The following is a 24,130-nucleotide window of genomic DNA, read 5'->3' as shown; positions in this document are numbered from 1 at the left end:
ATCGGGTGGAAGGGCGTGCCGGCGCCGTCAGGCGCGCAGGCCAGTTCGATCGCGCGCAGGCCGCGCGTTTCCACGAAATGCCGCACCAGCGCCGATTTGCCGATACCGGCTTCGCCGATCACGAGTGCCAGCACGCCGTGTCCGGCGCTCGCGTCGCGCATGGCCGTGTGCGCGGCGGTGAGTTCCGCCAGGGTGGCATCGCGGCCGAAGAGCATCGCCGCGCGACGGCGCGAACGGCGTTCCGGCGTCGGGTCGGGATTGACGCGAAACACGGGAATCTCGCGATGGGCGTGGCGCTCGCGCACGCTGCCGTGTGACGTGGTGGGGATGGCCACGCCAATGAGACGTTGCGTGGCGTCGCAGATCAACACTTCGCCGGGCAGCGCCATGTCGGCAAGCTGCGTGGCCGAGCGCGAGACGCGCCCGCCGGTGTCGGGACTGTCGTCCGCCACCGAGCTGATGACCAGCCCGGTGTGAATGCCCACACCGATGCCGACGCGCGCGGAGCTTGCCTGCACGCAGCGCATGGCGGCTTCGACGGCATGCCGTCCGGCGCCTTCGAGGGCGGTGGGATAGCCGAAATAGCCGAGCAGGCCGCCTGTCGGCGTGCGCACCGTGTAGCCCCACGACTGGCGCAGGATCGTCTCGCACTGCACGAGCGGTGGGCGCATCGTGCCCACGAGCTGGTCAGGATCGTCGATGCCGTTCGGCGCGAGTTCGATGGCCACGACCGTCAGTTGGCGGCGCTCCGGGCCCGTCGCGCGCTGTTCCATGCGCGCGGGCGGCGTCTCCAGCAACTGGGTGAGCGCCTCGCCGGGCAGCTCACCGAGTTCTTCGTCGAGGATGTCGCGCAGACGGCGGTATTCGGTCTCGGCTTCGTCGCGGCGTCCGGCACGCAGTAGCAGCGCGAGCAGGCAGTGCCAGCCCGATTCGTCGAACGGGGCGAGCGCGACGAGCTGGCGTGCGTGCGCGAGTGCCTGATCGAGATCGCCCAGACGGGCGTAACCGTCGGCGAGCAGCCGCTCGCCAAAGACACGGCGGCGCTGATATTCGTCGCGTTGGAGCTCGATCCACTGTTCGAGATCGGGGGTGTCGCGTACCGACAGTCCGTGCAGGAAGGGGCCTTGGTAGAGCGCGACGGCGTCGGCGAGATGTTGTAGATGTGCGGCCAGATCCAGGCCCGTCACGGCGTCGAGCGTGCGATTCGCCTGCTCGATCATGCTCGCGAAGACATGCGCGTCGATCCAGAGGCCGGTCTCGGGGCGCAGACGCACAACCTGGCGGTCGGATTCGAAGAGTTCGTCGCCGAGGGTGTCGCGCAGATGGAAGAGCATGCGCTTGAGCTTGTCGCGGCCCCCCTGGCCATCTTCATCGGGCCAGAACAGGTCGGCGAGTGCGCCGCGCGTATGGAAGCCCGGTTGCAGGGCGAGGTAGGCCAACAGGCCCCGCGCTTTCGTGTATTTCACGGCGCAGGCTTGTTTGCCTTGTTCGACCCGCATCGGTCCCAGCAGGTAGAGCGATCTGGTGGCTTGCATTGTCCCTGGACGGCAAATAGGCAACACCGGCGCACACCCCAGGGGAGTGGCACCGGTGCGGCGAATTCAAGATGTCGTCGAGCCCGACCGACGGATCCGGCGCGCGGCATGGGCTGCCATCGGGACCGGCGCATCGGCAATCTGGCGAAACGTCAAGGCCGTTCCGGGGGGGCTCCGGCCGAATGCTTTCAGTACTGCAGCCCAAAGTATAAACACGAGTCTCGATTTCTTCGGCAATACCCGAGGAATTCACATGTCATTGCGGGCGTCGCGCCGCCCCTGCGGTCACACGCCGCGATCGATCGGGCGTTCGGTCGTGCTGCCAAGGTGCTGCCGGACGCGAGACGACTGTCGGAGATTTACGTCAGTCGTCGTAAAGCAATTGTAATGTAAATCATTCTCATTTATATTCGCGCTCCATATCGAGGGCATCGACCGCGGATGAGACGTCAGCGTGGGGCTCGGCGCGACCCGTCGGTGTTCTCCCTCCTTATTCCTACCACGACGCCTTTCGAAACCGATCGATCATGATGCAACGCAAGCCTCTGACGGTGGCCATGATGGCCCTCTTCGCCACGCCGTTCGCCGTCGCTTACGCCTCGCCCGCCATGGCACAGAGCACGTTTGACGCCCCGACCTCGGGCACGACGCAGACCACGACGCAAGGCGCGGCGCAGGCCGCCACGTTGCCGCAGACCGAAGTGTCCGGCACGTCGATTCGTGATGATTACCAGCGCGACATCTCGACCGTCGGCGGCAAGGTGCCCACGGCGATCCGCGACATCCCGCAATCGGTCACCGTGATCGACAAGGCGGTCATGCAGGCGCAGGGCGCCACGTCGTTCGCCGATGCGCTGCGCAATTCGCCGGCCATTACGCTTGGCGGTGCGGAGGGCGGGCAGATCGGCAACAACATCAATCTGCGCGGTTTCGCGGCACGCACCGACATCTATCTCGACGGCTTCCGCGATCGCGGCCAGTACTATCGCGATACGTTCGATCTCGAGGCCATCGAGGTGCTCGAAGGCCCGTCGTCCATGCTGTTCGGCCGGGGTTCGACCGGTGGCGTCATCAACCAGGTGAGCAAGCAGGCCAATCTCAAGCCGCTGAACGAAGTCTCCGGAACGCTCGGCACGAACGACCAGTACCGCACCTCGTTCGACCTCAATCATCCGCTCTCGGAGACTGCCGCGTTCCGGATCAACGGATTTGCGCAAAATATTCATACGACGCGCGACGTCATGAACAATCGGGATTGGGGCGTTGCGCCCACGCTCAAGCTTGGCATCGGTACGCCCACACAGATCACGCTTTCCGCGCTCGTCCAACATAACCGCGATATGGCGGACTACGGCACCGTGGGCTACAACGGCAGTCCGCTGCCGGTCTCGAAGCAACAGTTCTACGGCCTGACGACCGACCGCACGGTGCAGGACGTAATGAGCCTCTCGGCCAAGATCGAGCACAGGGTCGACGACAGTCTGAAGATCACGAACCAGACGCAATACAGCCGCTATGTCATCGACGCCATCGAAACGTCGCCGCATGCCGTGGGCGTCGCCAACGGCACCGGGGGATTCACGTCGCTGCCGGCCCGTCCGACGGCGGGACTTCCGTCGTATTCGCTCGATCAGCTCTGGGTGCAGTTGCAGAGTCACGATCGCAAGATCACCGACTCGTCGCTGTTCAACCAGACCGACGTCGTGAAGACGTTCTCGACCGGACCGATCAAGCACACCCTGATCGCCGGCGCGGAGTTCGGGCAGGACACCTATGAAAATCAGGCGTATTCGCGCACCGGCGCTGGACAGTCGACGGGCTTCCTCGGCTGGATTCCCGCCAGCAGTACGGCGTACTACGCGAATCTGCCGAATGTCACGACGACCGCCGGTAACCTGGCGCAGGGAACGGCACAGACGGTCGCGTTCTACGCGAACGATACCGTTGAGCTGAGCCGCCACTGGAAGATTGTGGGCGGCCTGCGCTGGGATCGCTTCAAGGCGCAGCTTTCGAACACCGTCAGTTCGCCGGGCTACGCGACGCAAACGGTCAACCATACGAGCGTGCGCACGGGCGTGATCTATCAGCCAAGCGAGGCACAGTCGTATTACTTCTCCTATGGCACGTCGTTCAACCCGTCGCTTGAAACGCTCACCGTCACCAACAACACGCAGGCCCTGCCGCCCGCGACGAACGAATCGTTCGAAGTCGGCAGCAAGTGGAATCTGTTCGACGACAATCTGGCGATCAACACCGCACTGTTCCAGGTCACGCAGGACAATGCGCGCACGCAGACCGGCACGTCGGGCGAATACACGAACGCAGGCAAGGTGCGCATTCGCGGTGCGCAGGTGAGCGCCACAGGCCGTATCACGTCGAACTGGCAGGTGATGGGCGGCTATATGTTCCTGAACTCGGAAGTGGTGCAGGCGAACGACGGCACGCAGGGCAATGTGCTGGCCAACACGCCGCGACATTCGCTGACGCTCTGGTCGACCTATACGCTCGGTCACTGGGAGGTGGGCGGCGGCATGAAGTACATGTCAATGCGCTATGCGGCGAACACGAACCTGATTCGCGTGGGCGGTTACACTCGCTGGGACGCCACGATCGCTTATCATCAGCCGAAATACGACATTCGCCTCAACCTGCTCAACGTGTTCAACAAGACCTACTTCGACGCGCTGGTGCCGTCCGACGGCGGACGGGCTGCGCCGGGCATCGGGCGCACGGCGCTGCTCACGGGCACTTACCGGTTCTGACGGAGACGCACGTCGATGTTGCTACGCATTCCGAATGTCCTCAATGCCGAGCAGGTGCGCTGGGTTCGCGCAGCGCTCGACAACGCGGGCGACGCATGGGTCGACGGCCTGGCCACCGCGGGCTATCAGGGGGCGCCCGTCAAACAAAACCAGCAGATCGACGAGCGCTCAGCCGTGGCTCGCGAACTGGGCGACGTGATTCTCGGTGCGCTGGAGCGCCATCCGCTGTTTATCAGCGCGGCATTGCCGAACAAGGTGTACGCGCCGATGTTCAACCGCTACGGCGAAGGCATGCACTTCGGTCACCACGTGGACGGGGCGATTCGTTTGCAGCCGGGCAGCGGCATGCGCATTCGCACGGATATCTCCGCCACGCTCTTTCTCGCGTCGCCGGATGCGTACGACGGCGGAGAACTGGTGATCGAGGATCAGTACGGGGCGCACGAGGTGAAATTGGCCGCAGGCGACATGGTGCTGTATCCGGCGACCAGCCTGCATCGCGTGAACCCTATCACGCGCGGCACGCGGGTCGGGTGCTTCTTCTGGGTGCAGAGTCTCGTGCGGGACGACACGCAGCGCACGCTGCTCTTCGACATGGACAACGCGATCCAGCGTCTCAACGCGTCGGACGCTGACGAGACCGCGCGGCGCTCGCTCGTCGGCTGCTATCACAACCTGCTACGCCTGTGGAGCGAGACCTGAGCGCCGGCGCGCGCCGGGCCATCGTGCCCGGCGGCGCTGGACTCGCACCGATGTGACTTACTGCGCTTGACCGGCCGGCGGTTGCGGGGCCGGGGCGTTCCTGTGCATCGGACCGCGATGTTGCCTTGCCTTGTCGTGCCAGGCCTTCATCTTGGCCCAGCGCGCCTTGATCGTGGTGCTCACGAGCGTCTTCTGGTCGTTGTTCAGACCGTTGTACACGTTCAACCAGGCATCTTCCGTCTGGCTGCGAAGCTGGCGGTTCTGGTCGAACGCCTTCTCGCGGGCGGCGCGCATGCCGGCCAGGTCGAGGATCTTCTGATCCTTCGTCTGCGCCATCATCTGCCGGAGCTGTTCGCCATTCTTGCGCATGGCGTCGTGATTCTGCTTCGACGTGGTCACTGCCTGCTGCCACGCTTGTTCCTGCTGCGCGTCGAGTTTCAATTGATCGTGCAGCTTGTGCATGTCGCCGAGCCCCCACGGGCCGCGCTCGCCGCGCATGTGGTATGCGGCGGCATGGGGTGCCGTGGCCGGTGCCGCGGCATCGGCGGCATTGGCGGTATAAGCGACGCCGAGCATCGAGGTGGCGACGAGGATGGCCGACGCGGCGGCGATCTTCAGTTTGCGCATGGTGTTGACTCCCTGTGGATACTGCCGGAATTGGCAGTTTCAGAGTAAGTCATCGCCGCACCGAACACGTTGCAAAGTGCAACCGGTGTATTACCTGACGTTACCAGCGCCGGGATTCGCAATATTCCGAAACGACTCGGCCCGCCCTTGCCGGGTGTCGACAAGGGCGGGCCGTTCATGAACTGCGTGCGATAGTGCGCGCAAAAGGGCACGCCTGACGCGCTTCGTCCTTCGATCAGTCCCAGGCGCCGCGACCGCCCGACACGCTGTAGCGGCCCGCACCGAAGAGCATCAGGCAAACGCCCGTGAACAAGTAGAAGGCTTGCAGTTCGAGCGACCAGCCGCCGGTCTTCGCGAGATCGCCGAGTTGGTTCAGGTGCACCAGCGAGAACGCGATCACCATATTGCCCACGACGAGCAGGCCGCCCAGACGGGTGAGAACGCCGAGAATCAGCAGGACCGGGGCGAGCAGTTCGCCGAGATAGACGCCGTAGGCGAGAAAGCTCGGCAGGCCGTGCGAAGTGATCATGCCCTCGATGAAGCCGATCCCGTTGATGACCTTGCTGACGCCGTGAAACAGCAGCAGGATGCCGAGGGTAAGGCGCAAGATCAGTTTGCCGAGATCGTCTCTGGTGCTCTGCATGGGGAAGGCTCCTTCTTGACTCGCGAGTTCGCGTAAGGGGGGCTGACAGGTACGGAGTGGCACGCTCGCTAGCGCCGCGTGCCGGCCAAATGGGCACCACTGTATCAAATCGTTACGGCGCTGTCTGCGGGTGTCCTATCGATTTCAGGGACATAGCGCGAATCGCGACAGGCGCGCCGATTACACGTGGTTACTTTTCGGACTGCCCGGTTACACGCCGGCTGTCGGCGCGGCGCTCGCCTGCGCCGTTAAACCGCATAAGGACACGGTCATTCGCTGGCAATCCCGCCAACGGCCCGGATCCCCGCCGGTTTCCTGAAGACGCATCACCGCATGCGCGTTCAGGCCAACTCAAAGCAGTGCAAAGCCAATAAGGATTCCATCATGAACGTCCGCAAAACCGTGATTCTGAGCGCCGCGACCCTTGCCTTGGGCGGAGTGTTCGCCTCGCAGGCGTTTGCCCAGACGCCCACGACCGAGACGTCGCGCGACGTCAAGCAACAGCAGCGCATCGACAATGGCCTCAAGAGCGGTCAGTTGACGACGAAGGAAGCGTCGCGTCTCGAGAAGGGCGAGGCGAAGATCGACCGGATGCAGGCGCACGCCGATCACACCGGCGATACGGCGGCCGAGAAGGCCCGCATTGCCCGCGCCCAGAACAACGAGAGCGCAAAGATCGAGCAGCTCAAGCACAACGACCGGGCGGCGAATCCCGGATCGGCGTCGTCGGAGCGCATGCAGGCCGACGTGCAACGTAACGTCAATCAGGAGAAGCGCATCGCGCAAGGACAAGCCGCCGGTACGTTGACCAACCAGCAGGCCGGTAGCCTCGAGCGCGGGCAGGCGCATGTCGACGCCGCCGAAGCGCATGCAGGCAAAAACGGTCACGTGAGCGCGGGCGAGCAGGTCGGCGTGCAGCACCGCGAGAATCATCAGAACCGACGGATTCGTCATGACAAGACGAATGGATGAGCGGCCGCTGAGGGCTATTCGCGCGCGTGACCGAGGCGCATGACCCTGGCGGATGACACAAGCGCTACCCCTGGTGGGGTGGCGCTTCTGTTTTGGGGCTATCATCGGCGTCTCAACGAAACCGGAGGACGCTCACGATGGAGCTGGTGCAAGTGCAGAAGATGCTCGACGGACTCGTGTCGCCGTGGGTGCGGCAATTGAATCTGCGGATCGAGGCGACCGGACCGGAACAAAGCGAGCTCACATTGCCGTTCGATGCCGCATTCAGACATGGCGGTGGCGTGATCTGCGGGCAGGTGTTCATGGCCGTGGCCGACACGGCGATGGTGGTGGCCCTCTCGGCCGCGCTCGGCGGCTTCCAGCCGATGACAACCGTCACGCTCAACACGCAGTTCATGCGCCCGGTGACCGATGGCGATCTGCGCGTGATCGCGCGAATTCTGCGTCGCGGCAAGAACCTGGTGTTCGGCGAAATCGAAATTCTCGACGCGTCGGGCAAGATGGCCGTGCATGCGACGACGACTTACGCGCTGTTGTGAGCACACGGGCGCGAGGCGGTCGACGTGGCGCGCGCGATAGTACCGAGGGGGGCAAGTGTTCGATCAGATCGTATTCGCCGGGGGCGGCAACCGTTGCTGGTGGCAGGCGGGATTCTGGGAACGCGTGACGCGCGACATGCCGCTGCGCCCGCGTATCATCACCGGTATTTCGGCCGGCGCGGCCACGGCGTGCATGCTGCACATGCGCTCGTCGGACTGGGTGATGGATTACTACCGGCAGGCGCTCGCGAGCAATCGCAAGAATGCCTATTGGGGCAATCTGGTGCGCCGTGAGCGGGTGTTTCCGCATTACCGCATCTATCGTCAAGCGCTGCTCGCCATCTATGACGGCCAGCTCGACAAACTTGCCGCGGCGCCGGAGATTCGCGTGGGCCTGTCGCACATCCCACGCTGGCTGGGGCCACGCATGGCGACGGCGGCGGGGCTAGTGGCTTACAACATTGACAAGCACGTGCGCCGCACGTTGCATCCAACGCTCGCGAGGCAGCTCGGTTTTACCCCCGAATTCGTGCGCGCGCAGGACTGCCGAACGACAGCGGATCTGGCCGATCTGATGCTGCAATCGTCATGCACGCCGCCGTTCACGCCAATTCTGCGGCGCGACGGTCGCCCTGTGCTCGACGGGGGCATGGTCGACAACGTGCCGGTCGATGCGCTCGACGCCACGCCGGGGCGAGTGCTGGTGCTGGTGACGCGGCGCTATCCACGTCCGCAGATCTTTACGCAACATCACGCCGGGCAGGACCGCTTGTACGTGCAGCCGTCCGTACCCGTGCCGATTTCGAGTTGGGATTACACTCGCCCCGACATGATGGGCCCGGCATTCGCGCTGGGTCGCCAGGACGGCGAAACTTTCCTGCGACATCGGGACACGATGGCGTAGGCGCCTCGCCGGCGCTGCGGATGTCAGCGCCCGAAGCCGAGCAGCGCGGCCGGGTTGGCGACGTGCGAGCGGTCGCCGTTCAGGAAATCGACGATATTCTGGAAGGCCACGCGGAAATACAGCTCGTAGCTTTCCCGCTCGACGTAGCCGATGTGCGGCGTGCACACGCAATTTTCCAGTCGCAGCAGGGGGTTGCCCTGCAGAATCGGCTCGCTCTCGAAGACGTCGATGGCGGCCATGCCGGGGCGGCCCCGATTGAGTGCCGTGATCAATGCGTTCTCTTCGACCAGTTCCGCACGGCTCGTATTCACGAACAGTGCCGTGGGCTTCATGTGCAGCAGGTCGTCGAGTTTGACGAGGTGACGCGTCTCGTCGTTCAGGCGCAGGTGCAACGACAGCACGTCGCTTTGCGTGAACAGTTCTTCCTTGCTGTTCGCCACGCGCAAGCCATCGGCGGCGGCGGCTTCTCGCGATCCTTCACGTCCCCAGACCATCACTTCCATGCCGAACGCGCGGCCGTAGCCTGCCACGAGTCGGCCGATCTTGCCGTAGCCCCAGAGGCCGAGTGTCTGACCGCGCAGCACCTGACCCAGCCCGAAATTCGCCGGCATGCTCGACGATTTCAGACCGGACTGCTGCCACGCACCGTGCTTGAGGCTGGCGACATATTGAGGAATCCGGCGCTGGGCGGCCATGATCAGTGCCCAGGTGAGTTCGGCCGGCGCGGTCGGCGAGCCGATGCCCTCGAGCACGGCCACGCCGCGGGCGGTGCAGGCGTCGATGTCGATGTGCGCGCCGGCACGCCCGGTCTGGCTGATGATGCGCAGACGCGGCAGTTTGTCGATGAGCTGGGCGGTGATGGCGGTGCGCTCGCGAACCAGAACGAGCACTTCCGCTTCGCCGACACGGGCGGCGAGTTGCCCGACGCCCTTGACCGTGTTGTTGAAGACCTTGACGTCGTGACCAGCCAGCAGGGAGAAGCAGTCGAGCTTGCGAACGGCGTCCTGATAGTCGTCGAGAATGGCAATTTTCATGGCAAAACGTAATCGGATCGGCGCAGGACGGCGAGCGCTCTGCGCGGGCGGAACATGGGTCTGAGGCCGCCGCGACCGGCGGACGAACGGGTCGACCACAGGGACGGCGTTTGTCGGGGCCACCCAGCGCCGGCCTTGTTGCGACGCAGCACCGACGCGATTTGCGCGGTGGTATGCTGACGCCTCGTTTTGCATAGTATGGCAGGTGTCCTGGCAACCATGGCGAAACCGCCTCAACACGATGGCAAAAAATCGAACCCACCCCGCAAAAGCAAGTCGGACCCGGTGAGCGAGACGCCTGATGCGCACGTATCGGTGCGCGTGTTGCCCCCTGCTGTCCCGCGTGTGGACTTGCGTGCGTCGCAAGCCACACAACACGCTCCGTACTTCGTGCGGCCCATGCCTGCGTGCGCGTTAAGCTTCTGCGCACACGGCGATCGCCGGGGCTATCCTGCCCTTCCGGTATCCCCAACCGGAAGGGTCGCCCGGCCATCCAAGGTGCCTGCACGACGGACGCCCGGCGTCCGCCTCGATTTCCCGACTCTGCATGGAGACAACCCCCATGACGCAAGCCAGTGTGAGCGCAAGCGCGCTCAACGCCTCCTCCTCCTCGTCCAATGTCGCTACCCGTGATCTGCCCGCCTGGGTGCGTCATCGCAAGCTGATCGACTGGGTGTCGCACATCGCGGCGATTACCCAGCCCGAGCGTGTCGTCTGGTGCGACGGCTCACAGGAGGAATACGACCGTCTGTGCGAGCAGATGGTGGCTGCCGGCACGATGAAGCGGCTCAACCCGGCCAAGCGCCCGAACTCGTTCCTCGCGCTCTCCGATCCGTCGGATGTCGCGCGGGTGGAAGACCGCACGTTCATCTGCAGCGAAGCGCGCGAAGACGCGGGCCCGACCAATCACTGGATCGATCCGCATGAAATGCGTACGACGCTCGACGGCCTGTTCCAGGGCTGCATGCGCGGTCGCACGATGTATGTCGTACCGTTCTCGATGGGTCCGCTCGGCTCGCCGATTGCCCATATCGGCGTGGAATTGTCCGACACACCGTACGTGGCCGTGAACATGCGCATCATGACGCGCATGGGCCGTGCCGTGTATGACGTTCTGGGCGCCGACGGCGAGTTCGTGCCTTGCGTTCATACGGTGGGCAAGCCGCTCGCCGCCGGTGAGCAGGACGTGGCATGGCCGTGCAACAACACGAAGTACATCGTGCATTTTCCGGAAACCCGCGAAATCTGGAGCTATGGCTCGGGCTACGGCGGCAATGCGCTGCTGGGCAAGAAGTGTTTCGCGCTGCGCATCGCCTCGAAGATGGGCCGCGACGAAGGCTGGCTCGCCGAACATATGCTGATTCTCGGCGTGACGTCGCCCGAGGGCAGGAAGTATCACGTGGCGGCGGCGTTCCCGTCGGCCTGCGGCAAGACCAACTTTGCCATGCTGATCCCGCCGAAGGGCTTCGACGGCTGGAAGGTCGAGACCATTGGCGACGACATCGCCTGGATCAAGCCGGGCCGCGATGGCCGTCTATACGCGATCAATCCGGAAGCCGGCTTCTTCGGCGTGGCCCCGGGGACCAGCGAGAAGACCAACCCGAACGCGCTGGCGACGCTCGGTGAGAACGTCATCTTCACCAACGTGGCGTTGACGGACGACGGCGATGTGTGGTGGGAAGGCCTGACCGACACGCCGCCGGCGCATCTGATCGACTGGCAGGGCAAGGACTGGACGCCGGAGAGCGCGAAGGAGACGGGCCGCAAGGCGGCGCATCCGAATTCGCGGTTCACGGCACCGGCATCGCAATGTCCGTCGATCGATGCCGACTGGGAAAACCCGGCCGGGGTGGCGATCGATGCGTTCATCTTCGGCGGCCGCCGTTCGACGACCGTGCCGCTGGTGACAGAAGCGCGCGACTGGACCGAGGGCGTGTACATGGCCGCGACCATGGGCTCGGAGACGACGGCCGCGGCGGCGGGCCAGCAGGGGGTGGTGCGCCGCGATCCGTTCGCTATGCTGCCGTTCTGCGGCTACAACATGAGCGACTACTTCCAGCACTGGCTCGATACCGGCGCGCATCTGGACAAGCTTGGCGCCGCGTTGCCGAAGATCTACTGCGTGAACTGGTTCCGCAAGGGCGCGGACGGCAAGTTCGTGTGGCCGGGCTTCGGCGAGAACATGCGCGTGTTGGCGTGGATGCTCGGCCGTATCGACGGCACGGCGCAAGGGGTGGAGAACGCGTTCGGCATCACACCACGCTACGAGGACCTGAACTGGAACGGTCTGTCGTTCACGCCGTCGCAGTTCGACGACGTGACCTCGATGGACTCGGCCGCCTGGCACGAGGAGTTGAAGCTCCACACCGAACTGTTCGACACGTTCAATCATCGTCTGCCGCAAGCGTTGCTCGACACGAAGACCGACATCGAGCGTCGCCTGAAGTCGTGATTCGTCCGATGATCGAATGATCGCGCGCTGAACTTGCGAGACGCCGGCATCACGGATCAAGTTAAGGATGCACACAACGATCCCACCGAGGGAGACTTCGGTGGGATTTTTGTTGCCTTGTGAGACTTCCGAAAGGCTTGCCAGGCAAGGATCGGGGCGGTTTTCGATAGGACTGTGGTGATAGCATTTCTCCTGTTGTTCTGTTCGGACAACGACTTTTCCATTCGGAACCCCAGGAGGCGCTGATGCACATGATGTTGATCGAAGGTATTGACGAACCGCTCATGCGATCGATTCGGTCGCGTGCGGCCATGTACGGGAGAACCCCGGAGGAAGAAGTGCTGACGATTCTGGATAACGTGGCGCGGGTTCCGGGGTTTCGCTCGCTGGGGGAAGCACTGTTGGCCATGCCGAATGTCGGACTGGACAGCGATTTTGAACGTATCAATTAAGGCAATGAGTGTCCGATGTATTTACTCGATACGAACGTTATTAGCGAGTGTCGGAAATGCGGGGGCGGTGACGAAGGGGTTCAGCGCTTTATCCGTCGGACCGATCGTGATCAATCACCGCGCTTTCTTTCGGTCATCACGCTGGGAGAACTACAGCGTGGTGTGAAAGTCCTTCGGCACCGGAATGATGCGCGACAGGCGGTGCTGATCGAGGCATGGCTCGAAAAGCTGAAACGCGATTACGCGCGAGAGATTTTGCCGGTGGACCAGACGATCTGTAACGTTTGGGCACGTCTACGCGTGCCCCATTCCGAGCACCCCATCGACAAGTTGATCGCTGCCACTGCGCTGGTGCATCGGCTTGTCGTGGTCACGCGCAACGTGAGGGATTTTTCCAGTACCGGCGTAGAGGTATACAACCCATTTGTGCACTGATCACGGTCGGTGTGAGCGCCGTACCGTCACTCGACCCATGCGCGCCGTGCGCTCGACAGGCGCCCCCACGCGACCTACAGTCGATTCTCCACCGCAAACTTGATCAACTCCGCCTGCCCTTCGATGCCGAGCTTGCGCTTGATGTTGAGCCGGTGCGTCTCCACGGTGCGGACCGACAAATCCATCTCCGTGGCAATTTGCTTGTTCGCCAGTCCGCGCGCGATCCGCGAGAGGATTTCGCGTTCACGAGGCGTGAGCGAGTCGATGGGGGCGTGCGATGTCGAGGCCTGCACCACGCGCGCGGCAATGGCGGCGCTGTAGTACGAATCGCCGCGCGCCACGCGTTCGATGGCGGTCACGATCTCGTGGGCGGGGGCATCCTTGAGCACGTAGCCGCGTGCGCCGGCGCGGACGGCCTGACGCACATATTCGGCGTTGTCATGCATCGAGAGGATCAGCACGGCGATGTGGGGGAACTGCTCGCGAAACTGGGCCGTCAGTTCAATGCCGTTCGTGCCGCGCATGCTGATGTCCATCAGCGCCAGATCCGGCGACGATGTCTTCGCCCGCGTGAGCGCTTCCTGTGCATTGCCCGCCTCACCGACGACCTGCAGGTTGGGCGAGGCATCGAAGCGTGCGCGCAGTCCATCGCGCACGAGCGGGTGATCGTCGATCAGGAGCAGTCGAATGGGATGCGCTTGCGTCATTGGTGTGAGGCTGTACGAAGCGCCGCTTTCGCGGCGGCGGGCGTGAGGGGCACCCACGCGCTGATGGTGGTAAGACCCGGCCACGACTGAATGCCGAGAACGCCGCCGACGGCATCGAGCCGCTCGCGCATATTGCGCAGGCCGATGCCATGGCTGGGATTGTGATGCACGTCGGTCACGTCGAATCCGCAGCCGTCGTCAGCAATCGACAGGTGAATGCCGTCGGGTTTGAACATCAGCAGGATCGAAACGCGCGACGCGTGCGCATGGCGTTCGATGTTGGTCAGCGCTTCCTGCGCGATGCGATAGAGCATTGTTTTGATGTTGTCGTCCAGCACGGGGGCGTCGCCTTCGACTTGCATCTCGACAGGCAGATTCGCATGCGAGCCGAACTCCCGTGCGAGCTGGTCGATGGCCGCGGCCAGACCGAGATCGTCGAGCATGGCCGGGCGCAGCGCCTGCGAAATACGTCGTACTTCCCCGAGCGTGCCGTTCAACCGCTCGATGGCCACGCCCAGCGCGGTGCTGGCGGCGGCGGGCGAGCCCGGCAAACGCATCGACGCCGACTCGAGCAGTAGCTTGACCGACACCAGCAATTGGCTGATGCCATCATGCAGTTCGCGCGAAATGCGCGCGCGCTCGACTTCCTGCGATTCCACCACCTGACGCGCCAGTTGGCGCAACTTCGCATCGGCGGTCTTGAGTTCGGTGATGTTCACGACGAGCCCGCACAGGGCCACGATCGCCAGGCATGTCGAGGCGATGAGGGTGATCCAGATCAGCGTGCGATCGATGTTCGCCTGCGCGCGCTCGTCCGACGCGCGCAGCGTAGCTTCGACGTCGTCGAGATAAATCCCGGTGCCGATCATCCAGTTCCAGCGGGGCAGGGCGACGACGTAGCCGAGCTTTGGCGCCATCTGGTGCAGGGACGGCTTTTCCCACGGATATTGCACGTAGCCGCCGCCGGCGCGCGCCGCCGCGATCAGGCGCTGGATCGTGGGCGCGCCCGACGCATCCTTGAGCGACCAGAGATTGTGGCCGACGAGCTCGGGTTGGCGCGGGTGCATCAGGCTGCGGCCTTCGAGATCGTAGACGAAAAAGTAGCCGTCCTTGCCGAACTCCAGGCGGGCAAGGATGGCGAGGGCCGCCTCGCGGGCGGCGGGCGTGTCGGGGCCGTCGTACAGCGGCTCGATGGCCTTGCGCGCAAGGCCCACGTAATGCAGCAGCTCCGCCCGCTTGTTGGCCAGCGATGTGGTTTGCACAGCGTCGTGCTGCGCGCTCGAAAGCTCGTTGCCTTGGTGTCGCACGGCCAGCGCGATGGCGACCATCGCCAGGGCCACCGGCAACAGCGCCAGGACGAAAAATTTCTGTCGGAGATTCATGGCATTCGGAAAGCTGCAATGCCGCGTTTCACGGGGCTTCGCTACGTAATAGCACGTAGCGGGCCTGCGTAGTTTCGCGCTTGTGGCGCAGCGGGCAAACGCCAATACTACACGCCGAATCGTGGCCGGGGCTGCCGAGTGTCATTCGTCAGCGTCTCGCCGGTGTTACGCCAGTTCGGATGTTCACACGCCGATGCGCTGCGTAGCACCACCGGTCCTTGCTGTGCGCAGGCCCCCGAAAGAGGGGCGCGTGCTGCGAGCCACGTTCCACGGTGCCGTCATGGTGCCGGGTCAAGAGGCGGGGCAGTGCCGCAACGGCGCGGTCCCGGGTTGCTGCCTGAAGGAGGCAGTTCCGAGGAGAGACAATGAATCGCATCTGGCAACAACTGCCCTGGGCAGCGGTGGCCGTCGTCGGCGCTTGCGCGCTTGGCACGGTGGCTCTATCGCGCGGCGAAACCGTCAGCGCACTCTGGATCGTGATCGCGGCTGTCTGCGTGTATCTGATCGCTTATCGTTTCTACAGCAAGTTCATCGCGACGCGCGTCGCGCAACTCGACGGCTCGCGCATGACGCCGGCCTGGCGCCATAACGACGGCCTGGACTACGTGCCGACCAATCGCTATGTGCTGTTCGGGCACCACTTCGCGGCCATTGCCGGCGCAGGACCGCTCGTCGGCCCGGTGCTCGCCGCGCAAATGGGCTATTTGCCGGGCATGTTGTGGATTCTCGCCGGAGTGGTGTTCGCGGGCGCAGTGCAGGACTTCATGGTGCTGTTCATTTCCACGCGCCGCGACGGCCGCTCGCTGGGCGATCTCGTGAAGTCCGAACTCGGCATGATTCCCGGGGTGATCGCGCTGTTCGGCGCGTTCCTCATCATGATCATCATTCTGGCCGTGCTGGCGCTGATCGTGGTCAAGGCGCTGGCCGGTTCGCCGTGGGGCACGTTCACCGTCGGACTGACGATCCCGATCGCGCTGTTCATGGGCGTCTATACACGCTACATCCGTCCGGGCCGCATCGGGGAAGTGTCGATCATCGGCTTCGTGATGCTGATGGCCGCGATCTTTTTCGGCCAGAACGTGCACGACAGCGCCACCTTTGCGCCGCTGTTCACGTTCGACGGCAAGCAACTCACGTGGATGCTGATCGGTTACGGTTTTGTCGCATCGGTGTTGCCTGTGTGGTTGTTGCTTGCGCCGCGCGATTATCTGTCGACGTTCCTGAAGATCGGCACGATCATGGCGCTGGCCATCGGCATTCTGGTGGTCGCACCCGAGCTGAAGATGCCCGCGCTCACGCAGTTCGTCGACGGCAGCGGCCCGGTCTGGTCGGGCAAGTTGTTCCCGTTCCTCTTCATTACGATCGCGTGCGGGGCCGTGTCCGGCTTCCATGCATTGATCTCGTCGGGCACCACCCCCAAGCTGCTCGATAACGAACTCAACGCGCGCTTCATCGGTTACGGCGGCATGCTGATGGAGTCGTTCGTGGCCATCATGGCGCTGGTCGCGGCCTCGGTGATCGATCCGGGCGTGTATTTCGCGATGAACAGCCCGGCCGCCGTGATCGGTACGACGCCCGAAGCCGTGGCGCACGTCGTCTCGGGCTGGGGCTTTGCCATCACGCCGGACGTGCTCACCGCCACCGCACACGCCGTGGGCGAGAACACGATCATCTCGCGTGCCGGTGGCGCGCCGACGCTCGCCGTCGGCATGGCCCAGATCCTGCACAAGGTGGTCGGCGGCGAAGCGATGATGGCGTTCTGGTATCACTTCGCGATTCTGTTCGAAGCGTTGTTCATCCTGACGGCGGTCGATGCAGGCACGCGTGCCGGCCGCTTCATGCTGCAGGATCTGCTGGGGACATTCGTGCCGTCGCTCAAGCGCACGGATTCGTGGCCCGCGAACCTGACCGCCACCGGTCTGTGCGTGGCTGCGTGGGGCTACTTCCTGTACCAGGGCGTGGTCGATCCGCTGGGCGGCATCAATACGCTGTGGCCGCTGTTCGGTATCTCCAACCAGATGCTGGCCGCGATCGCGCTGATCCTCGCGACGTGCGTGCTCTACAAGCTCAAGCGCGAGCGCTTTGCCTGGGTGACGGTCCTGCCCACGCTGTGGCTGCTGGCCTGCACGCTCACGGCCGGGTGGCAGAAGATGTTCGATGCGAATCCGAAGGTCGGCTTCCTGGCGCACGCGGCCAATTATCAGGCGGCGCTCGCCGACGGCAAGTTGCTCGCGCCGGCCAAGTCGGTCGCGCAGATGCAGCAGATCGTGTTCAACGATTACGTCGATGCAACGCTCTCCGGCGTGTTTATGTTCGTGGTCGTATCCGTGGCGATCTTCGGCGTACGCACCATCCTCGTGGCACGCCAGGCCAACAAGCCGACGGCTCGCGAAACGCCGTTCGAGCCGATGCCGACCGGTCGTCAGGTCTGAGGCCGGGGGCGACGCCATGCTCGATGAAGTCGGTAAGGTGGGCCGGTATCTGGGGCAGGCCATGCGTCTGATGGTCGGCCTGCCCGACTACGACACCTATGTCGCGCATATGCAGGCCACGCACCCGGATCAGCCGGTCATGAGCTACGAGGCGTTCTTCCGGGAACGGCAGGAAGCGCGCTACGGCGGCAAAGGCGGCGGACGATGCTGCTGAGGCGTCGTTGGCCTCAATCGCCTCGTCAGCCTCGTCAACCCAGAAAGTGAGAACGCCCGGTGAGCACTTCACCGGGCGTTTTTTCATGGGCCGACCCGCGCTGCGCTCACATCACTTTTGCGTATCGCGAGTGAGCGTTGCCGCGACGATAGCGATCGAAGACCTGAGCGACGACGCGAACCAGCAAGCGTCCGGCCGGCAAGATGCGCAGTCCGTGGGCCTCGATGGCCACGAGACCATCGGCCGCCAGCTCGGCCAACTCGCCCAGCTCACTCGCAAAATAGCTGGCGAAGCGGATGTCGTAAGCCTGTTCGAGGGGCGCGAATTCCAGCGACATGTGGCACATCAGGCGCGAAATGACGTCGCGCCGGATATGGTCGTCGTCATCGAGTCGCACGCCACGCGCGACGGCGAGTCCGCCGGCATCGATGGCTTCGTAATACGCCTTCAGGGTCTTGGCGTTCTGTGCGTAGCTATCCCCCACCCGGCCGATGGCCGACATGCCCACCCCGACGAGGTCGCAATCGGCCCGTGTGCTGTAACCCTGGAAGTTGCGATGCAGACTGCCAGCGGCCTGCGCACGGGCGAGTTCATCGTCGGGCCGCGCGAAGTGATCCATGCCGATATAGACATAGCCCGCTGCGCTCAGGCGGGCAATGATCGTCTGCAACAGCGCCAGCTTTTGCGGGCCGTCCGGCAGGGCGTCGGGCAGGCAGCGCTGCATTTTGAACTGTTGCGGCAGATGCGCGTAGCTGAAGACCGACAGGCGCTCCGGCGCCATCTCGATCACGGCGTCGAGCGTATTCGAGAACGACTCGGACGTTTGATACGGCAGGCCGTAGATCAGATCGAAGTTGACCGACCGGAAACCGCAGCTTCGCGCGGCGTCGAGCGTGGCTTCGACCAGCGCGCGCGGCTGCACGCGATGAATCGCCGCCTGGACACGGGGATCGAAATCCTGCACCCCGATGGACAGACGATTGAACCCGAGCGCGCGCAAGGCGCGGATCGATGCCGGGCCGGCACTGCGCGGGTCGATTTCGATGGCGTACTCGGCGCTGTCGTCGAGCGTCATCACGAAATGACGGCTGATGGCCTCGACAAGGGAGGCGATCTGTTCCAACGACAGGAACGTCGGCGTGCCCCCGCCCCAATGCATCTGCGCGAGCCCGCGGCCGGCGCCGAGCAGCGACGCCTGCCGCGCGATCTCGGTATGCAGGCGCTCGACGTAGGCCTGCGCGTGGGCGCGATTGTGCGTGACGATCTTGGTGCACGCGCAGTAGAAGCACACCGTGTCGCAGAACGGCACGTGGACATACAGCGACAGCGGTTTGCCAGTGCGCTTGGACTGCGCGGCTGCACGCGCGTAATCGTCAGCGCCGAAGTTGTCACGGAATTGCAGTGCCGTCGGATACGAGGTGTAGCGCGGCCCGTTCACGTCGTAACGGGCGAGCAGTTGTGCATCGAAGTGAAGCGGGGCGGACGGGGCTGCGGTGTTTCGCGGCGCCGGCGGCGTGCCGCATCGTGAATGCCCGTGGCCCTCGGACGACGTCCGCGACGCACAGCCGGGACATGGCGTACCAGCGTGCGGTTCGCTGGGGGCTGCGGCGTTGGCGCAAGGCGTCGACGAAAGGCGGAGCGGAGTCATGACGCGGCCTGTAACAGTAGGTGATAGAGGACTGTAGCGGCGCTGCGAACGCCGCGCCCTGACCTGCGTCAAACACCCGGCTCACGGCGCGAAAGTGGCGCGAAAGTGGCGAGAAGCAGACGTGATGGCTGACGACGTCGAGTGAATTCCCGCATCTGTCGCGGATCCCGGTGCCCTGAGGCGCATGTCACAGGGCGGTCATGCACCAAAATCGTTGCCACGTCAGGCAAGTTTCGGCTGCCTACGGTAAGCTAGCGCCTTATTGAAGTCTCCCCGCCGTGTCGACAGCCCTGGCGGCACGCACGGCCCACCCCGGAACGATCCGGGGCGGGGGTCAGGCCGGTGCCCGCGGGTGCGCGCAGCGCCGGTGAATGGCCGGCCCGCCCATGCTTGTCCTTGCCAGTACGACGCGGCACATCACGATTGGAAACACTATGGATCGTCTGCAATCGATGCGCGTTTTCGTCAAAGTGGCCGACAACGGCAGCTTTGCCCGTACGGCTGCCCAGATGGACCTGTCGGCCGCCGTGGTCACGCGGCACGTCGCCGAACTGGAATCGCATCTCGGTGTTCGCCTGCTCAATCGCACCACGCGCAGTCTGTCGCTGACCGGTGCCGGGCAGGTGTATCTCGAACGCTGCCGGCAGATCATCGACGAAGTCGACGAGGCCGACGCCCTCATCTCCAGCGCCTCACGCGATCCGAAAGGCACCTTGAAGGTCGTTGCGCCGGTGTCGTTCGGTCTACGCAACCTCGCACCGCTCGTCAAGAAGTACCAGGAGTTGCACCCGAAGGTCGTGGTCGATCTCGCGCTGACCGACCGGGCGGTCGATCTGGTGGAAGAGGGCTACGATTGCGGCATTCTGCTCACGCGCATGATCAACAGCGAAAGCCTGATTTCACGCGTGCTCGCCGAGACGCGCGTGATGTTGTGTGCTTCGCCGGCGTATATCGCCGAGCACGGCGAACCGGTCACGCCCCAAGAGCTGGGCGAGCACGGTGTGCTCGGTCTGCCGAATGACATCTGGAGCGAAGACCGCGTGTTTTCCGGCCCGGACGGCGAGGTGCGCGTGCGTGTGCAGAACAAGTTCATCTGCAACAACACGGCGCTGCTGCGTCAATCGGTGCTGCTGGGGCACGGCATTGCGTTCCTGCCGTCATATCTCGTGGGGCACGATGTGCGCGACGGCGATCTCGTCGCGCTGATGCGCAACTACTCCCAAACGCCGGTCGATGTCTCGCTCGTCTATCCCAGCCGGAAGTATCTGTCGGCCAAGACGCGCGGTTTCATCGATCTCACCGTCGAGTATTTCCGCCAGAACGAAGGCATTTCGGCGGCCGAACGCTGGGTGCCCCCCAAGATCCCGTCGCCGAGCGCGCCCACCACGGGCATTTCGGTGTGACGTAGTGCGCTTCGCGAGATGAAAAAACGGCCACTCCCGCAAGGAAGTGGCCGTTTTCATTGCCCGGCGACAACCGGGCGATGCCGTACTCGATCCGCTTAGAACGGCGGATCCTCGTCCTCGACGGCAGCGTTGTCCGACGCGCCGGACGTGGCTTCCTTCTTGACCGGCTTGGCTTTGGCCGTCGTTTTCCGGGCCGCTGTCTTCTTGGCCGGTGCCTTCGCCGCCGCGGTCTTCGTTGCCGTCTTGCGCGCCGGGGCGGCTTTGCCGTCAGCCTCGGCGTCGCCAGCCTTCGCAGCCGTCTTCTTCGGTGCCTTCGCTTCGAATTCGAAGCCGATGGTGCCGTCCTTCTGCTTGGCCAGATACGCCTTGAACGTTCGCCCCGTACGCGACGACTTGAAGCTCGTCAGCAGATCCGTCTTGCCCTCGGTCAGCAGCTTGTGAATCTGCTCGCGCGTGATTTCCTGCTGGAGAATCACCTTGCCCGACGTGAAGTCGCAAGTCTTCGGGCTGGCGACGGCGTTCTCGCAGACATAACGCATACCGTGCTCAAACACGTTTCCGCCGCACTTCGGACACTTGCCGACCGGCTCCTGTCCCGTGAAATCGGGGGCCTCACCGTCTTCGTCGCCGCTGTCCTGGCCGAAGTCGAACTCGAGCTTGTAACCCATCTCGTCGTCGGGCGAGAGCTTGAGAATGGCCGAGAACGGACGGCCCATCTTGCTGCGGAATCCCGACAGCGGTCCGATGGTCTTGTTCTTGAGCAGGTCCTCGACTTCCGGGATTTCGAACTGACGCCCGCCCGGGATCTTCGAGATCGAGAAAGCGCAGCTCGTGCACGCGAAGCGCCGATAGTTCTCTTTGACCACGCTGCCGCAATGCGGACACGGCGTGGTGAGCGTGGCGTAGTCGCCCGGGATCGTGTCCGAGTCGTATTCCTTCGCGCGCTTGACGATGGTCTGCGTCATTTGCGCGATCTCGTGCATGAACTCATCACGCTTGAGGCCGCCGCGCTCGATTTGCGAGAGCTTGGCTTCCCATTCGCCCGTGAGTTCGGGCAGCGTGAGTTCGTCGACGCCGAGCCCGCGCAGCAGTGTCATCAACTGGAAGGCCTTGGCGGTCGGATGCAACTCGCGGCCTTCGCGCACGAGATACTTTTCCGTCAGCAACCCTTCAATGATGGCCGCCCGCGTGGCCGGGGTCCCCAGACCCTTGCCCGCCATCGCTTCGCGCCACTCTCCCTCTTCAACGAGCTTGCCCGCGCCTTCCATCGCCGAGAGCAGCGTCGCTTCGCTGTACCGTGCCGGAGGCTTGGTTTGCAGGCCGACCGATTCGACCTTGTCGACGCCAACCTTCTCGTCCTTCGCGACCGGCACGAGGTTCGGCTGCTCTTCCTTGCCGTCTTTCCCGTCGCCCTGCGCTTCCTTGCCGTAAATGGCCAGCCAGCCAGCGTTGACGAGCACCTTGCCTTCGGTCTTGAAGTGATGGCCCACCACTTCCGTGATCCGGGTCGTCACCTGATACTCGGCCGCCGGGAAGAACACCGCCAGGAAGCGCTTGACGACGAGGTCGTACAGCTTTTGTTCCGGCTCGGAGAGGTTCTTCGGCGCCTGCAGCGTCGGGATGATGGCGAAGTGATCGCTGATCTTGCTGTTGTCGAAGATCCGCTTGTTCGGCTTGACCCAGTCCTTGCTCAGGATCTGGTTGGCGAACTGGTGGTAGTTGTTGCTCTCCTTGAGCACGGCCATCGTCTCCTTGACGGTGGCCAGATAGTCTTCCGGCAGCGCGCGCGCGTCGGTACGCGGGTACGTCAGCACCTTGTGCTTTTCATACAGCGCCTGCGCCAGACCCAGCGTGTTCTTGGCAGAGAAACCGAAGCGGCCGTTGGCCTCGCGCTGCAAGCTCGTCAGGTCGAACAGCAGCGGTGAGAGTTGCGTCGACGGCTTCGATTCTTCCGTGACCGTGCCCTGCTTGCCGCGCACCGCCGCCACGACCGACTCGGCCGCCGCAACGCTCCACAGACGCGAATCGCGCTGCTCCGGATCGAATTCGTTGCGCTTGAAGCTCGGATCGAACCAGCGGCCTTCGTAGAAGCCTGAGGCGGCAACGAAATCGGCGCGCACTTCCCAGTAGTCGCGCGACACGAACTTGCGAATCTTCTCTTCGCGCTCGACCACGATCGACAGCGTCGGCGTCTGCACGCGACCGACGGTCGTCAGGAAGAAACCACCGCCCTTGCTGTTGAACGCGGTCATGGCACGCGTGCCGTTGATGCCCACGAGCCAGTCGGCTTCGGCGCGGCTGCGCGCGGCGTCGGCCAGCGGCAGCATGTCGTCGTCGCTGCGCAGGCGACTGAAGCCGTCACGAATCGACTGCGGCGTCATCGATTGCAGCCACAGCCGCCTGACCGGCTGCTTCGCCTTCGCGTGTTGCGCAATCAGGCGAAAAATCAGTTCCCCTTCGCGTCCCGCGTCACAGGCGTTGATCAGGACGTCCACGTCCTTGCGCTTGATGAGCCGCGTGAGCACCTTCAGACGCGACTCGCTCTTGGCGATCGGCTTGAGGTCGAAATGCGGAGGAATCACGGGAAGGTTGGCGAAACTCCACTTGCCGCGTTTGACTTCATAGTCTTCCGGCGCGCCGATTTCGACGAGGTGGCCAACCGCCGACGAGACGACGTAGTCGTCGTTCTCGAAGTACTCGTCATGCTTGGTAAAGCCGCCCAACGCCCGCGCGATGTCATTCGCGACGGACGGTTTCTCGGCAATGATCAGAGCTTTTGACATGACGTTAGGTAATGGTGAGGGGGCGTCGGCAAGCGACATTCGTTGGCTTTATAACATATAGCCAGTCCGGCGTTGCCGTCGGATCGGGCACAAGGCATGCCTGAAAGCGGCACATCATAAGCGCGTCGCAAGCCGGCGGCAAGCGCAGGCCCGGCGGCGCGGCCCCACCGCTGCGACACGGCGTCGCGCTTTGCCTGATGCGCTTGCCGGTCGGCTCCGACGGGGCTATCCGGCAAGCAGGTGCTCGCGCAGCGCAGGGGCGGCCACCGTCGCGTCGCCCAGCACTCGCGCGTCGAGCATACGCTCGAGAATGCCGACGGCCGGCAGCACTGGGCCAAAAAAACGGGCCTGTCCCGCCGGCTGCTGCGCATCCTGAACGAGCAGGGTCGGAAAGTTCTCGATGTCGTGATCGTCGAGCCAGTCGGCGTGCGTCTCGATATCCACCCAGACGAAGCACAGCGCCGGATGGCGGGCCGCCAATTGCTCGAACGCCTGCGCATA

Annotated in this window: 19 protein-coding genes and 1 pseudogene; 11 read left to right on the top strand and 9 right to left on the bottom strand. The window is 64.0% G+C overall.

All coding sequences use genetic code 11. From position 1 onward, the window contains the following. Positions 1-1,535 (bottom strand): BTAD domain-containing putative transcriptional regulator (locus tag A985_RS0112840; protein WP_026131927.1); only part of this gene is annotated, 1,535 nt, incomplete at its 3' end. Positions 1,536-2,062: 527 nt separating this feature from the next. Between A985_RS0112840 and A985_RS0112835 the strand changes: the two genes are divergently transcribed. Further along, the gene (locus A985_RS0112835; protein WP_017233805.1) at positions 2,063-4,297 is read left to right on the top strand and encodes a TonB-dependent siderophore receptor; all 2,235 of its coding nucleotides are present in this window, start codon (positions 2,063-2,065) and stop codon (positions 4,295-4,297) included. A 15-nt stretch (positions 4,298-4,312) separates the two neighbouring features. Beyond that, positions 4,313-4,999, top strand: coding sequence for a Fe2+-dependent dioxygenase (locus A985_RS0112830; RefSeq protein WP_017233804.1), 687 nt, complete (start codon positions 4,313-4,315; stop codon positions 4,997-4,999). A 57-nt stretch (positions 5,000-5,056) separates the two neighbouring features. Here A985_RS0112830 and A985_RS25395 read toward each other — a convergent pair whose 3' ends face one another. Next, on the bottom strand, positions 5,057-5,626 hold the full coding sequence (locus A985_RS25395) for a periplasmic heavy metal sensor (RefSeq protein ID WP_017233803.1): 570 nt from the start codon (positions 5,624-5,626) through the stop codon (positions 5,057-5,059). 235 nt (positions 5,627-5,861) lie between these two features. Next, positions 5,862-6,269: a DoxX family protein gene (locus tag A985_RS0112820; protein ID WP_017233802.1), complete on the bottom strand. Its 408-nt coding sequence runs from the start codon at positions 6,267-6,269 to the stop codon at positions 5,862-5,864. 384 nt (positions 6,270-6,653) lie between these two features. On the opposite strand from A985_RS0112820, the gene A985_RS0112815 reads away from it, so the two are divergent. From A985_RS0112815 to A985_RS0112805, 3 genes are all read left to right on the top strand, one after another. Continuing rightward, positions 6,654-7,241: a hypothetical protein gene (locus tag A985_RS0112815; protein WP_026131926.1), complete on the top strand. Its 588-nt coding sequence runs from the start codon at positions 6,654-6,656 to the stop codon at positions 7,239-7,241. 137 nt (positions 7,242-7,378) lie between these two features. Continuing rightward, positions 7,379-7,780, top strand: coding sequence for a PaaI family thioesterase (locus A985_RS0112810; protein WP_017233800.1), 402 nt, complete (start codon positions 7,379-7,381; stop codon positions 7,778-7,780). 55 nt (positions 7,781-7,835) lie between these two features. Continuing rightward, positions 7,836-8,684 (top strand): patatin-like phospholipase family protein, encoded by an 849-nt coding sequence (locus A985_RS0112805; RefSeq protein ID WP_017233799.1) that lies wholly within the window; start codon positions 7,836-7,838, stop codon positions 8,682-8,684. A 23-nt stretch (positions 8,685-8,707) separates the two neighbouring features. Here the strand turns inward: A985_RS0112805 and A985_RS0112800 are convergent, their stop codons facing one another. After that, positions 8,708-9,718 (bottom strand): D-2-hydroxyacid dehydrogenase family protein, encoded by a 1,011-nt coding sequence (locus A985_RS0112800; protein ID WP_017233798.1) that lies wholly within the window; start codon positions 9,716-9,718, stop codon positions 8,708-8,710. Positions 9,719-10,280: 562 nt separating this feature from the next. Here A985_RS0112800 and A985_RS0112795 point away from each other — a divergent pair. The 3 genes from A985_RS0112795 (at position 10,281) to A985_RS0112785 (ending at position 13,057) form a co-directional block, all read left to right on the top strand. Beyond that, positions 10,281-12,170 (top strand): phosphoenolpyruvate carboxykinase (GTP), encoded by a 1,890-nt coding sequence (locus A985_RS0112795; protein ID WP_017233797.1) that lies wholly within the window; start codon positions 10,281-10,283, stop codon positions 12,168-12,170. A 251-nt stretch (positions 12,171-12,421) separates the two neighbouring features. After that, entirely contained in the window at positions 12,422-12,622 is a 201-nt protein-coding gene (locus tag A985_RS25390; RefSeq protein ID WP_130024507.1) for a DNA-binding protein, read from the top strand. 15 nt (positions 12,623-12,637) lie between these two features. Beyond that, positions 12,638-13,057 (top strand): type II toxin-antitoxin system VapC family toxin, encoded by a 420-nt coding sequence (locus tag A985_RS0112785; RefSeq protein ID WP_017233795.1) that lies wholly within the window; start codon positions 12,638-12,640, stop codon positions 13,055-13,057. Positions 13,058-13,131: 74 nt separating this feature from the next. On the opposite strand, the gene A985_RS0112780 is transcribed toward A985_RS0112785, so the two are convergent. Continuing rightward, a complete protein-coding gene (locus A985_RS0112780) occupies positions 13,132-13,764 on the bottom strand; it encodes a response regulator transcription factor (RefSeq protein ID WP_017233794.1) in 633 nt (210 codons plus the stop codon). Further along, a complete protein-coding gene (locus A985_RS0112775) occupies positions 13,761-15,146 on the bottom strand; it encodes a cache domain-containing protein (RefSeq protein WP_017233793.1) in 1,386 nt (461 codons plus the stop codon). Before A985_RS0112775 ends, A985_RS0112780 begins: the two co-directional genes overlap by 4 nt. A gap of 365 nt (positions 15,147-15,511) precedes the next feature. On the opposite strand from A985_RS0112775, the gene A985_RS0112770 reads away from it, so the two are divergent. Together A985_RS0112770 and A985_RS0112765 are read left to right on the top strand one after the other, a co-directional pair. Beyond that, positions 15,512-17,578 (top strand): carbon starvation CstA family protein, encoded by a 2,067-nt coding sequence (locus A985_RS0112770; protein WP_017233792.1) that lies wholly within the window; start codon positions 15,512-15,514, stop codon positions 17,576-17,578. A gap of 16 nt (positions 17,579-17,594) precedes the next feature. Beyond that, a complete protein-coding gene (locus tag A985_RS0112765; RefSeq protein WP_017233791.1) occupies positions 17,595-17,792 on the top strand; it encodes a YbdD/YjiX family protein in 198 nt (65 codons plus the stop codon). A gap of 106 nt (positions 17,793-17,898) precedes the next feature. Here A985_RS0112765 and hemN read toward each other — a convergent pair. Next, positions 17,899-19,260, bottom strand: a pseudogene (gene hemN / locus A985_RS25385) (oxygen-independent coproporphyrinogen III oxidase); the annotation flags it as partial. Between the two features lie 614 nt (positions 19,261-19,874). Here hemN and A985_RS25380 point away from each other — a divergent pair. Next, on the top strand, positions 19,875-20,843 hold the full coding sequence (locus tag A985_RS25380) for a LysR family transcriptional regulator (protein ID WP_017233789.1): 969 nt from the start codon (positions 19,875-19,877) through the stop codon (positions 20,841-20,843). Between the two features lie 98 nt (positions 20,844-20,941). On the opposite strand, the gene A985_RS0112750 is transcribed toward A985_RS25380, so the two are convergent. After that, positions 20,942-23,629, bottom strand: coding sequence for a DNA topoisomerase III (locus tag A985_RS0112750; protein WP_017233788.1), 2,688 nt, complete (start codon positions 23,627-23,629; stop codon positions 20,942-20,944). Positions 23,630-23,854: 225 nt separating this feature from the next. Beyond that, a partial coding sequence (locus A985_RS25375; RefSeq protein ID WP_017233787.1) for a hypothetical protein occupies positions 23,855-24,130 on the bottom strand: 276 nt, incomplete at its 5' end.

The organism is Pandoraea sp. B-6, assembly GCF_000282835.1.
Taxonomy (GTDB): Bacteria; Pseudomonadota; Gammaproteobacteria; order Burkholderiales; family Burkholderiaceae; genus Pandoraea; species Pandoraea cepalis.
The sequence above is the reverse complement of the archived record's forward strand: the minus strand, read 5'-3'. Positions and strand labels throughout refer to the sequence as shown.

What these genes read in the sequence shown, in the direction of transcription:
- A985_RS0112835 (WP_017233805.1), top strand. Translation starts at nt 2,063, where the DNA reads ATGATGCAACGCAAGCCTCTGACGGTGGCCATGATGGCCCTCTTCGCC.
- A985_RS0112830 (WP_017233804.1), top strand. Translation starts at nt 4,313, where the DNA reads ATGTTGCTACGCATTCCGAATGTCCTCAATGCCGAGCAGGTGCGCTGG.
- A985_RS25395 (WP_017233803.1), bottom strand. Translation starts at nt 5,626, where the DNA reads ATGCGCAAACTGAAGATCGCCGCCGCGTCGGCCATCCTCGTCGCCACC.
- A985_RS0112820 (WP_017233802.1), bottom strand. Translation starts at nt 6,269, where the DNA reads ATGCAGAGCACCAGAGACGATCTCGGCAAACTGATCTTGCGCCTTACC.
- A985_RS0112815 (WP_026131926.1), top strand. Translation starts at nt 6,654, where the DNA reads ATGAACGTCCGCAAAACCGTGATTCTGAGCGCCGCGACCCTTGCCTTG.
- A985_RS0112810 (WP_017233800.1), top strand. Translation starts at nt 7,379, where the DNA reads ATGGAGCTGGTGCAAGTGCAGAAGATGCTCGACGGACTCGTGTCGCCG.
- A985_RS0112800 (WP_017233798.1), bottom strand. Translation starts at nt 9,718, where the DNA reads ATGAAAATTGCCATTCTCGACGACTATCAGGACGCCGTTCGCAAGCTC.
- A985_RS0112795 (WP_017233797.1), top strand. Translation starts at nt 10,281, where the DNA reads ATGACGCAAGCCAGTGTGAGCGCAAGCGCGCTCAACGCCTCCTCCTCC.
- A985_RS25390 (WP_130024507.1), top strand. Translation starts at nt 12,422, where the DNA reads ATGATGTTGATCGAAGGTATTGACGAACCGCTCATGCGATCGATTCGG.
- A985_RS0112785 (WP_017233795.1), top strand. Translation starts at nt 12,638, where the DNA reads ATGTATTTACTCGATACGAACGTTATTAGCGAGTGTCGGAAATGCGGG.
- A985_RS0112780 (WP_017233794.1), bottom strand. Translation starts at nt 13,764, where the DNA reads ATGACGCAAGCGCATCCCATTCGACTGCTCCTGATCGACGATCACCCG.
- A985_RS0112775 (WP_017233793.1), bottom strand. Translation starts at nt 15,146, where the DNA reads ATGAATCTCCGACAGAAATTTTTCGTCCTGGCGCTGTTGCCGGTGGCC.
- A985_RS0112770 (WP_017233792.1), top strand. Translation starts at nt 15,512, where the DNA reads ATGAATCGCATCTGGCAACAACTGCCCTGGGCAGCGGTGGCCGTCGTC.
- A985_RS0112765 (WP_017233791.1), top strand. Translation starts at nt 17,595, where the DNA reads ATGCTCGATGAAGTCGGTAAGGTGGGCCGGTATCTGGGGCAGGCCATG.
- A985_RS25380 (WP_017233789.1), top strand. Translation starts at nt 19,875, where the DNA reads ATGGATCGTCTGCAATCGATGCGCGTTTTCGTCAAAGTGGCCGACAAC.
- A985_RS0112750 (WP_017233788.1), bottom strand. Translation starts at nt 23,629, where the DNA reads ATGTCAAAAGCTCTGATCATTGCCGAGAAACCGTCCGTCGCGAATGAC.